The sequence below is a fragment of the Gammaproteobacteria bacterium genome (assembly GCA_021647245.1).
GTDB lineage: Bacteria > Pseudomonadota > Gammaproteobacteria > RBG-16-57-12 > RBG-16-57-12 > JAFLJP01.
In genome coordinates, this window is record JAKIVC010000054.1 from 1 (window position 1) to 8,694 (window position 8,694).

8 protein-coding genes and 1 pseudogene are annotated in these 8,694 nt (G+C 51.6%); 2 read left to right on the forward strand and 7 right to left on the reverse strand.

Annotated features, from left to right (window positions below; translation table 11 throughout):
• The 7 genes and pseudogenes from L3J94_11865 to L3J94_11895 all read right to left on the reverse strand — a co-directional run.
• A partial coding sequence (locus L3J94_11865; GenBank protein MCF6219419.1) for an ABC transporter ATP-binding protein occupies positions 1 to 878 on the reverse strand: 878 nt, incomplete at its 3' end.
• Positions 878 to 2,527, reverse strand: a complete 1,650-nt coding sequence (locus L3J94_11870) for an iron ABC transporter permease (protein ID MCF6219420.1) — start codon at positions 2,525 to 2,527, stop codon at positions 878 to 880. The genes L3J94_11870 and L3J94_11865, both read right to left, overlap by 1 nt.
• 160 nt (positions 2,528 to 2,687) lie before the next feature.
• Positions 2,688 to 3,710: a Fe(3+) ABC transporter substrate-binding protein gene (locus L3J94_11875; GenBank protein ID MCF6219421.1), complete on the reverse strand. Its 1,023-nt coding sequence runs from the start codon at positions 3,708 to 3,710 to the stop codon at positions 2,688 to 2,690.
• A gap of 312 nt (positions 3,711 to 4,022) precedes the next feature.
• Positions 4,023 to 4,178, reverse strand: a pseudogene (locus tag L3J94_11880) (ISNCY family transposase).
• 192 nt (positions 4,179 to 4,370) lie between these two features.
• Complete coding sequence (locus L3J94_11885) at positions 4,371 to 5,759, reverse strand: IS4 family transposase (protein MCF6219422.1); 1,389 nt, start codon at positions 5,757 to 5,759, stop codon at positions 4,371 to 4,373.
• A 125-nt stretch (positions 5,760 to 5,884) separates the two neighbouring features.
• Positions 5,885 to 6,388 carry a transposase gene (locus L3J94_11890; GenBank protein MCF6219423.1) on the reverse strand — a complete coding sequence of 168 codons (504 nt, stop codon included), beginning with the start codon at positions 6,386 to 6,388 and terminating at the stop codon, positions 5,885 to 5,887.
• Positions 6,389 to 6,460: 72 nt separating this feature from the next.
• Positions 6,461 to 7,858, reverse strand: coding sequence for a transposase (locus tag L3J94_11895; GenBank protein MCF6219424.1), 1,398 nt, complete (start codon positions 7,856 to 7,858; stop codon positions 6,461 to 6,463).
• Positions 7,859 to 7,906: 48 nt separating this feature from the next.
• On the opposite strand from L3J94_11895, the gene L3J94_11900 reads away from it, so the two are divergent.
• Together L3J94_11900 and L3J94_11905 are read left to right on the forward strand one after the other, a co-directional pair.
• Positions 7,907 to 8,221: a hypothetical protein gene (locus L3J94_11900; GenBank protein ID MCF6219425.1), complete on the forward strand. Its 315-nt coding sequence runs from the start codon at positions 7,907 to 7,909 to the stop codon at positions 8,219 to 8,221.
• A gap of 29 nt (positions 8,222 to 8,250) precedes the next feature.
• The gene (locus L3J94_11905) at positions 8,251 to 8,514 is read left to right on the forward strand and encodes an SEC-C domain-containing protein (GenBank protein ID MCF6219426.1); all 264 of its coding nucleotides are present in this window, start codon (positions 8,251 to 8,253) and stop codon (positions 8,512 to 8,514) included.
• Positions 8,515 to 8,694 lie beyond the last annotated feature (180 nt).

The window sequence follows — 8,694 nt, forward strand, 5'->3', positions numbered from 1 at the left end:
TTAAGGATAACGCGCTCAGGGCGGATGGAAAGCAGGGTGTTCTCGCCGATGGGGTTTTTGCCAATCTTGACTGGGGTGGCCAAAACTTCGCCGCCGTCCTTCAGGCTTATCAAGGCCTCATCGTCCGTTATCTCCTTAACGGTGCCAGCAAGCTGGTTGTTTTCACCGATAAACTGGGCGACAAAACTGTTTTCAGGGCGTTCATACAGGTCGGCAGGGCTGGCAAGCTGCTGGATAATGCCGTCATTAAACACCGCCACGCGGTCAGACATGGTCAGGGCTTCCGACTGGTCATGGGTGACATAAACAATGGTGACACCAAGCCGCTGATGGATATGCTTGATTTCATATTGCATTTTCTCGCGCAGCTGTTTGTCAAGCGCGCCAAGAGGTTCGTCCATCAGCACCAGCTCAGGTTCAAACACCAAGGCGCGCGCAAGAGCAATGCGCTGCTGCTGTCCACCAGAAAGTTGATGCGGATACTGCCTGGTCAGATCTGGCAACCCAACCAGCTCCAGCAAGGTCTGGGTGCGTTGGTGGATCTCCTCTTTACTGCAACGGCGCATGCCAAAGGCGATATTCTGACCCACGGTCAGATGTGGGAAAAGTGCCAGATCCTGAAACACCATACCCACATTGCGTTGCTCTGTCGGCAACATGATCTGCGGGCTGGCGATCTGCTTTCCGTGCAGCCATATCTCACCCAAGGCCGGTTGCTCAAAACCCGCAATAGCTCTGAGCAGGGTGGTTTTTCCGCAGCCGCTGTGTCCGAGCAGACAGCCGATCTCACCTGATTTCAGCTCCAGGCTGATATCGCTTACGATGGTTTGACCGCCCAGCTGAACGGAGACCTTGTTAAGTTGTAGCGCTGTTGTCATCAGGATTGACCGGCTCGGGAGTGGGCAATGGTTCGACTGAGTAAAATTACAGGAATAATACTCACACACACAATAGCAATGGCGGCGCTTGATGCATCTGCCAGGCGCTCGTCAGAGGCCAGCTCAAAGGCGCGCACTGCCAGTGTATTGAAGTTGAATGGCCGCAGTACCAGGGTGGCGGGCAGCTCTTTCAATACATCAACGAAGACGATAATCAGCGCCGTCAGCAGGCTGCCTTTCATGATGGGCAGATGTACACGGCGCAGTATCTCAAAACCACCATAGCCCATCGTTTTGGCAGATTCATCCAGTGAAGGTCTGATTTTGGCCAAGCCAGACTCTATGGTGTTGAGTGAAATGGTAAAAAACCTCACCATGTAGGCAAACAGCAGAATAAAAACTGTCCCACTGAATATAAGGCCAGTGCTGATGTTGAAATGCTCCAGCATCCAGCCATCAATACTGTTATCCAGCACACCAAATGGGATAAGTACACCGATGGCGATGACAGTGCCGGGGATGGCATACCCCATAGCAGAGAGCCGCACCAGAAAACGGGAGAGCGGCGTGGCATGGTTGCGGTTGCCGTAACCCAGTATCAGCGCCGGGATCAGTGTCAGCACAGCGGCAACACCGGCCAGCAGAAAACTGTTCAACATTAATTCATAGAAACCGTCATCAACCATCTCACCAAAGGTCATAAGCGCCCATTGGGCCAGCTGCCCAACCGGCAGCAGGAAGCCAAAAAAGAGCGGTAGCAGGCAGGTGAACGCCGCCATCCAGCCCATCAGCGGGGATAGCCTGACATTGGGCAGGGTCTGGTAACGATTGGTGGCGTGGTGAAAACGCGCCTGCCGGCGTGACCAGCGCTCCAACAGAATCAGGACAAAGACAAAGGTCATCAGCAGGCCGGAGAGCTGGGCAGCAGCCACACTATCATTCAGCCCGAACCAGGTGCGAAAGATGCCAGTGGTGAAGGTACTGATGCCAAAATATTGCACTGTGCCGTAGTCCGCCAGCGTCTCCATCAGGGCGAGTGAAAGCCCGGTAACAATCGCCGGGCGCGCCAGCGGCAGGGCGACAAAAAAGAAGCTGCGCCAGGGACCACACCCCAGGGTGCGGCTGGCCTCCAGCGCGCAGACGGACTGATCCAGAAATGCCGAGCGTGCCAGCAGGTAGACATAGGGGTAGAGCACCAGTGACAGCATACTGACAGCACCGCCCAGTGAACGGATCTCTGGAAACCAATATTCACCGTAGCGCAGATTGAAGCTCTCCCTGATCCACTCCTGCACTGGGCCGGCCACCTCAAACATCCCGGTATAGGTGAAGGCGATAATGTAGGCCGGCATGGCCAGGGGCAGCAACAGCGACCAGATGAAGAGCGAACGGCCGGGAAAGCTGTACATGCTGGTGAGCCAGGCGGTGCAGATGCCGATGCTGCCCGCCCCTATCGCAACCCCCAGCATCAACAGCAGCGAGTTGCTGACATAGTCGGCCAGAACCGTATCGACCAGGTGCTGCCAGGTGTCGCCACTGGGGTAAAACAGAAAACCCAGAACCGTCAGAATGGGTGTTGCAATAATCAGCGCGACAAAGGCTGCACTCAGCGTCCAGCCAGAGGGGCGGCGGAAGCTAAAACGAAGCATGGTCTACGGTTGTCTGTTGCATGGCGTTAGATTGTAAACGCACCAAGGCGCAGAGAGAACCCGTTCCCCCTGCGCCTTTAGCGTCTGTCCGAGAATGGAAACCTCAGCTTTTCCTCGCTGGGGCATCTATTCCCGGGCAGTCGCAAAGTGCTGTAGCGGGCTATTTCCAGCCAGCCCGGTCAAACACCTTTACCGCCTCAGCGTTATATTTGCCTAACTCACTCACATTGAGACTATCCTGTTTAAAGGGGTAGCCCCAGGCCATCACAACATCACTGACGGGAATGCCCGCCTTGACGGGGTATTCATGATTCGCCTTGGCATACCACAGCTGCGCCTCATCGCTAACCAAAAACTCCAACAGCTTGATTGCATTCTCTCTGTGCTTCGCAGCTTTGACAATGCCAGCACCACTGATGTTGATATGGGCACCACGACCCTCCTGATTGGGAAAGAAGACGGCAACCTGCAAGGCAGCCTTTTTCTGGCGGTCATCCTTTTTCAGCATCACCCCCATATAATAAGTGTTGATGATGGCAATATCACAGATACCGACAGCCACCGCCTTGACCTGTGCACGATCATTGCCTTTTGGCGACTGCGCCATATTGGCCACAACCCCCCTGGCCCACTCTTCAGCCTGTTCTGCCCCATTGTGAATAATCAGCGATGCCAGCAGTGATTGATTATAGATATTGCTGGATGAGCGAATACAGAGCCGCCCCTTCCACTTTGGATCTGCCAGATCCTCATAGGTTGAGAGCTCAGATGCCTTGACCCGCTCTTTGCTATAGACGATAACCCGTGAACGGGTGGAGAGCGCATACCAGCGGTCATCGGGATCACGCAGGTTTTGTGGCACAACCGCCTTCAGGGAGGCGCTGTCAACAGGCTGCAGCAGCCCCGCAACCGTGGCGGCATGCAGATTGCCCGCATCAACGGTCAACAACATGTCAGCAGGCGTATTGCGCCCGTCACTCTGTAGCCGTTTCAGCAGGGTTTTTGCCTTGCCGGTAAGCAGATTCACCTTGATTCCGGTCTGCTGGGTAAACCTCTCCAGCAGTGGCTTGATAAGCGCCTCTTTCCGGGCAGAGTAGACATTGACCTCTTCAACTGCCAGCACAGGAGCAGACAGCAGGGTCAGTACCAGCGCCGGTATTCCCAGCTTTATCCAATAATTCATAGAGCCGTTCCCAAAAAAATAATCTTGATGGGCGACGATCATAAAGCAACTGAATACAGATGTAAATGCGAATTGTTCTCATTCAATGGGCGCACGCAGCATAGCTCTATTGCCACAATTCGATGCCATGCACTGGGGGGTATCAAAAAGTAGCTCTATGCCCCATATCAAGCGGGTAGACGTAGTTGAATCCAGGACGAGAATAGAATAGCTGCTGTGGAAAAGCTGGATTTGCGTATTCTGTCGGTGCAATAAACCCTGCTGACTTAAGACTAAATCTTTAAGAGCCTTTACATTATCCGGCAGTGATTTAATGGCAACTTGATCATCGGTACTCTTCTTCATTACCTGGTGGTGCAGGATGAAGCGCTCTCGGTCTTCGATCATATTGACCGGCAGACCCAGCTCCACAGGCACACGGGCCTTGCCCTTGCCGATCCATTCTATACATGGCTGAAAGATAGAGAAGCTAAAGTTTTAGGGTTTTTAATGCGCTGAAACCCACTACCTATACGGGGAGAGCTTTATTGTTGGGTTTGCTCAAATAGTAGCAAACACCACTTTAATTGGTTTCCCTCTATACGCTACGTTACAAAAAAGCGTAAAACTTCAGTTAAAGGGTCATTGTGGAATGGCACTGACTTAAGCTCTGACACTTCATTACCTCTGTTTTTTTGGGTGACCATTTTTCCGGACATCTTCCCTCGCATCCTGTCTCGGTTGAGTAAGCAATGGGAACTGTTTTTGCCGCCGTTTTATTGCGCGTGGCTCTATTCTTCCAGGACGCTTGCCGACACGGAGTTCGGCAATCAGGATAAGTAACCCCTCCATGGCAACTGTATCATGCGTTCCACCTCTGTACTGTTGCCAAGCAATCCATATTTGCACGGTGTGCTTGAAGCTCAGCTGCCGGGGAATTTGATCCGCTAGCAGAGCGGCCTGCGCCATCAACATTCTGATCAGATTGTAGGCAAGCAGATAGACCCATAGCTCTTTGATAGCCATTTCCGGAGTTTTACAGCGCAGGTGCTCCATGCCGAGTGTCGTCTTGATATTCCGCAGGTCCAGTTCCACGTTCCACCGATCACGAAACAAGGTCTTGAGCGTGCCCTTGGAGGCGTCTTTCGAGCACAGCATAGTCGTGACCATAATCTTTCCACCTGCCTTCATCTCGCGCACTTTCAGTGTATCTGGAGCCTGATCATAGTCCTCCTGACTCATCCAATCAGGTTTTTTCTTAGGCTTGGTAAGCACAATGAGATGGTCGCGTTCACCAAGCCTTATTCCTTTTCTGAAATCGGTGCTACGCTTACGTGCACCGTACTGTTCGAATAGCCCATCGATGCCTCGGTGAACCAATTCGCAGAGTAGAAAATATGTTGCGTAGTAAGCATCCCCGAGCAAAACATCACCACCATTTAGCGTGTCAAGCATGGAACGCAGCAGTGTCTGCTCATCCCCTCCTTTCCCCTTGCAGGGTCCCGTTGCGGCATTGAGTAATGCGCCACTCCCCAAACACAGCAGCGTAACCACACTGCACTGGGGAAAGCCTAGACCTGCCTTCTTGCTGTTTGGCTGCGGATAGTGAGTCTGATTCTCTTCTGTGTCGGCCAGTGTTACCGTAGCACCATCAACCAAACGCACCGGCCGCCCCCGCCAATGCCACCTTGAAGTCGCACCCGATGTAATGATGCTTCCAGCATGGCGCGCCAGTGTTGAGACCATTGACAGCGGCAGGCGCATGCGTGCCTTGCAGTAGGCTCCAGTATCGGTTTTACCGGGTTCTAGACCACAGATCATACGCTTGACCACAGCATCGTTGACCACTTGCTGGCAACTGCCATCCGCCGATAGCGCCTGGGATAGAAACATCGACAGTGTCTCTGTCGGTGGATACAGGCGCTCGCGATGTTCTGGCAGTAGTTCTTCGACCGAATCAAGCAGCTGTGGGCTCGTCAGTAGATTGAATAGGGCGTGAGAGTCGGTGTTTCCCACATAATGACTGACACGTTTCTGTTGATGGGTGACGCTGTGATGGCTAAGATGCATGGGGCTGGCTCCTCGGGTGGTTGCTGTGGTGTCACAACCTCCAGCTTATCATCCGGGCTAGCCAGCCGCCCAATATTTCCTTGGCCAATCAACCGCTTGAGCTTAAGTCAGTGCCATTCGGGACGCTACCCTTTATTAACAGCAAGTCTGCCCTGTGGGCGAAACCGAAGCGCTCTTTTCGCCATCTTTTCAAGTGATGCTACAAACTGTTCACAGCCACAGGGCAACCCTTTTTCTACATTTCTTCGTAGCAGTTTTACAGCATGCTCTTCTTCTGACTCAGCCAGCCAGTCAGTCCATTCGCTTTCAGGTATGACATCCTCCATTTTTACCCGAGCCAATATCGGGCTTTTTGTTAAACCACAATGTGCTGCCGCACTTGACCAGCGATATTCCTCCGCCCTTTCTACCATTCCAGCCCGCACAGGGTTTGTTTCCACATATCGAATGGCCGCCCACGTGTAGGCTTCATCCAGAGGCGAGGAAAAGAATCGACCCTGCCATAAATGCCCCTTCCAGTCTCTGGCTCTATTTATTCGCTGTGCATAGCGCATATGCAATGGCTTTAGAACCCGCTGTAAACCTTCTTCAGTTGTTGGTTCCAGAATAAGGTGAATATGATTAGTCATCAAACACCAAGCCAGAATTTTTACCTGCCATTTATCGCAATACTCACCCAACTCATGAGTGCCGAATTCGTCTCACGAGACAAGCCTGAAGAGCGCCATTCTATCAATATCTTGCCGTTGCGTGATGAATTTCGCGAAGTTTGTAGCAGAACCTGTAACCAGGAGAAAATCAGGGAGGCTGCGACGCAGCGCAGTGGATACCACCAGCTCGGATGGCGCCAGGCCGGGGCGGATAGTTCGAAGCCACGAACCAAAAGAGCGCCAGACTCGCTGAGCGTGGCAAGATGCCAGATAATGAAGTAGTCCTTGAGAAACAATCCCCGCGTGTACAAAAACGTGATAAGCCTTCAATTTTCGTTTGACGCCATCGCGATACTTTTCTGATTCCCGATGAAGATGCTGATTGCCATTGCGCCGCTTCAGTGGTTTCATCGCACCCATCCAAAAATGATAGGAAAAAGCACCGATAATATGAACGGCCTGTTTGAATGCATGCTCTATCTTAAATCGCAGGCCGTAGAGGTGAATAATGTCGAGGGCGGACAACGACGTATCCGTTGACATGAGTATACAGCACCCCCTCGTAGGGTGAACGACAATGATAAATCGAACCATACTGCCGGTCGGTCTCCAGAGTAAATCATGGACGGCATATTTAACTGTCACGTTTTTTTCGCCATAGACAGGGCTTTGAGCCTCCTCCATCGATTCCTCCGAGCCAAAGAGTGATCTCAGTTTTACCTTATCACCATACTTGCGCGGCCGACCTCTTTTTTTCTGGCCTTCCTGAGGATACAGCCGGTAGGCAACGGCATTAGATCTGGCGCGAGTGACCAAATGATTTCCCTCGCCCAACAGACCATTAACGACTTTCTGGCTGGCATAATACGCATCGGCGACAAAATAATACGGTTCCTCAATGCGGGTTAGCGCCAGTAAACTGATCATTTTGTCGAGCAGGGTTCGCCGGTCACGATTAGACAATACGACCCCCTCATGAATCCTCGCGGCAAGCGGTACCGCAAACACGCTATTGGCGGCACGGGAAAGAATAGAGACCGCCTGAAAAGAGTGCCCCATGATGTACTCCGCTTTGGTGTTCGACTCGGATTCCTGATGCAACAGCTTCACGGCGGGCATCTTTTTACCCTGTTTAGCCACCTTAATACCATCCCCCACCAGCACCAGTCGGCCATTCACACGAACAAGCCCAGGGAATAGTCGAAGCACCAGCCGAGACCACAATACTGTCATCTGATCCAGTTTAATACCGGCACTGTGGAAGTTATCCAGCAAATTACCATAAAACCGCCCCTGCAAACCCAGCGCACGGATAATGCTCGTGACGCCCATGCGCTCTGAGCGCACCGTCAATCCCGCCACACAGACCGCAAACCACATAAATGTCCGGGTACGGGAACAGGCCGGGCGAAGAAACACGATTGCATCCCACCAATAGAGCCAAAGCATTGTTAATCTCCTTTTGACAGAATAACATAGCATGTATATGCTATGCTAATGTCAAACAAAAAGCTCGCACAAATTGAACGGCGTATTTCAAAGATCAAAGATGAAATAGCGTTGATTGGGGATATGCGCCCTGGCTCATTGACCAAACAATACAAGAACCGGGAAGACCTGACGGGAGCCTATTATCAGATTAGCTATACGCTGGAAATGAAGAGCCGGACGGAGTATATTCGCAAGGAATTTGTGAGCGATATACGCCGCCAGATACGCAGTTATAAACGTTACAAGAAGCTCAATGCGCAATGGGTGGCACTAAGTATTGAGCACTCAAAGCTGTCAATGAAACTCAAACAAGCACAGTAAAGACAGTGGAGGCGGATAAGTAAACGATCATGGCAAAGTTGGGAAGCAGAAAGAATCCATTGATTTTACGCGTCGCAGATGATTCAAAAATTGACAGGATTGCCAATATATGTGATAAAAACGGCTGGCATTTTATCTTGGGATTGGAGCCGGATAAGGAGGATGATCTGACGGACCTGGAAAGAAAGTTATCGCCCCCCATCCAGCATGAGGCAGTAAAGATCGGCCGAAATGAGCCATGTATCTGTGGCAGCGGGAAGAAGTACAAGAAATGTTGCGGAGCCGCTGCTTGAGTAATTTTGTTAATCAGTCATTAAAATGGCGGTCAGAACTCGGTACTCTCAAGATATTTAACTGTCACGTTTTTTTCGCCATAGACAGGGCTTTGAGCCTCCTCCATCGATTCCTCCGAGCCAAAGAGTGATCTCAGTTTTACCTTATCACCATACTTGCGCGGCCGACCTCTTTTTTTC

What these genes read in the sequence shown, in the direction of transcription:
- L3J94_11895 (MCF6219424.1), bottom strand. Translation starts at nt 7,858, where the DNA reads ATGCTTTGGCTCTATTGGTGGGATGCAATCGTGTTTCTTCGCCCGGCC.
- L3J94_11905 (MCF6219426.1), top strand. Translation starts at nt 8,251, where the DNA reads ATGGCAAAGTTGGGAAGCAGAAAGAATCCATTGATTTTACGCGTCGCA.
- L3J94_11875 (MCF6219421.1), bottom strand. Translation starts at nt 3,710, where the DNA reads ATGAATTATTGGATAAAGCTGGGAATACCGGCGCTGGTACTGACCCTG.
- L3J94_11890 (MCF6219423.1), bottom strand. Translation starts at nt 6,388, where the DNA reads ATGACTAATCATATTCACCTTATTCTGGAACCAACAACTGAAGAAGGT.
- L3J94_11900 (MCF6219425.1), top strand. Translation starts at nt 7,907, where the DNA reads ATGTCAAACAAAAAGCTCGCACAAATTGAACGGCGTATTTCAAAGATC.
- L3J94_11870 (MCF6219420.1), bottom strand. Translation starts at nt 2,527, where the DNA reads ATGCTTCGTTTTAGCTTCCGCCGCCCCTCTGGCTGGACGCTGAGTGCA.
- L3J94_11885 (MCF6219422.1), bottom strand. Translation starts at nt 5,759, where the DNA reads ATGCATCTTAGCCATCACAGCGTCACCCATCAACAGAAACGTGTCAGT.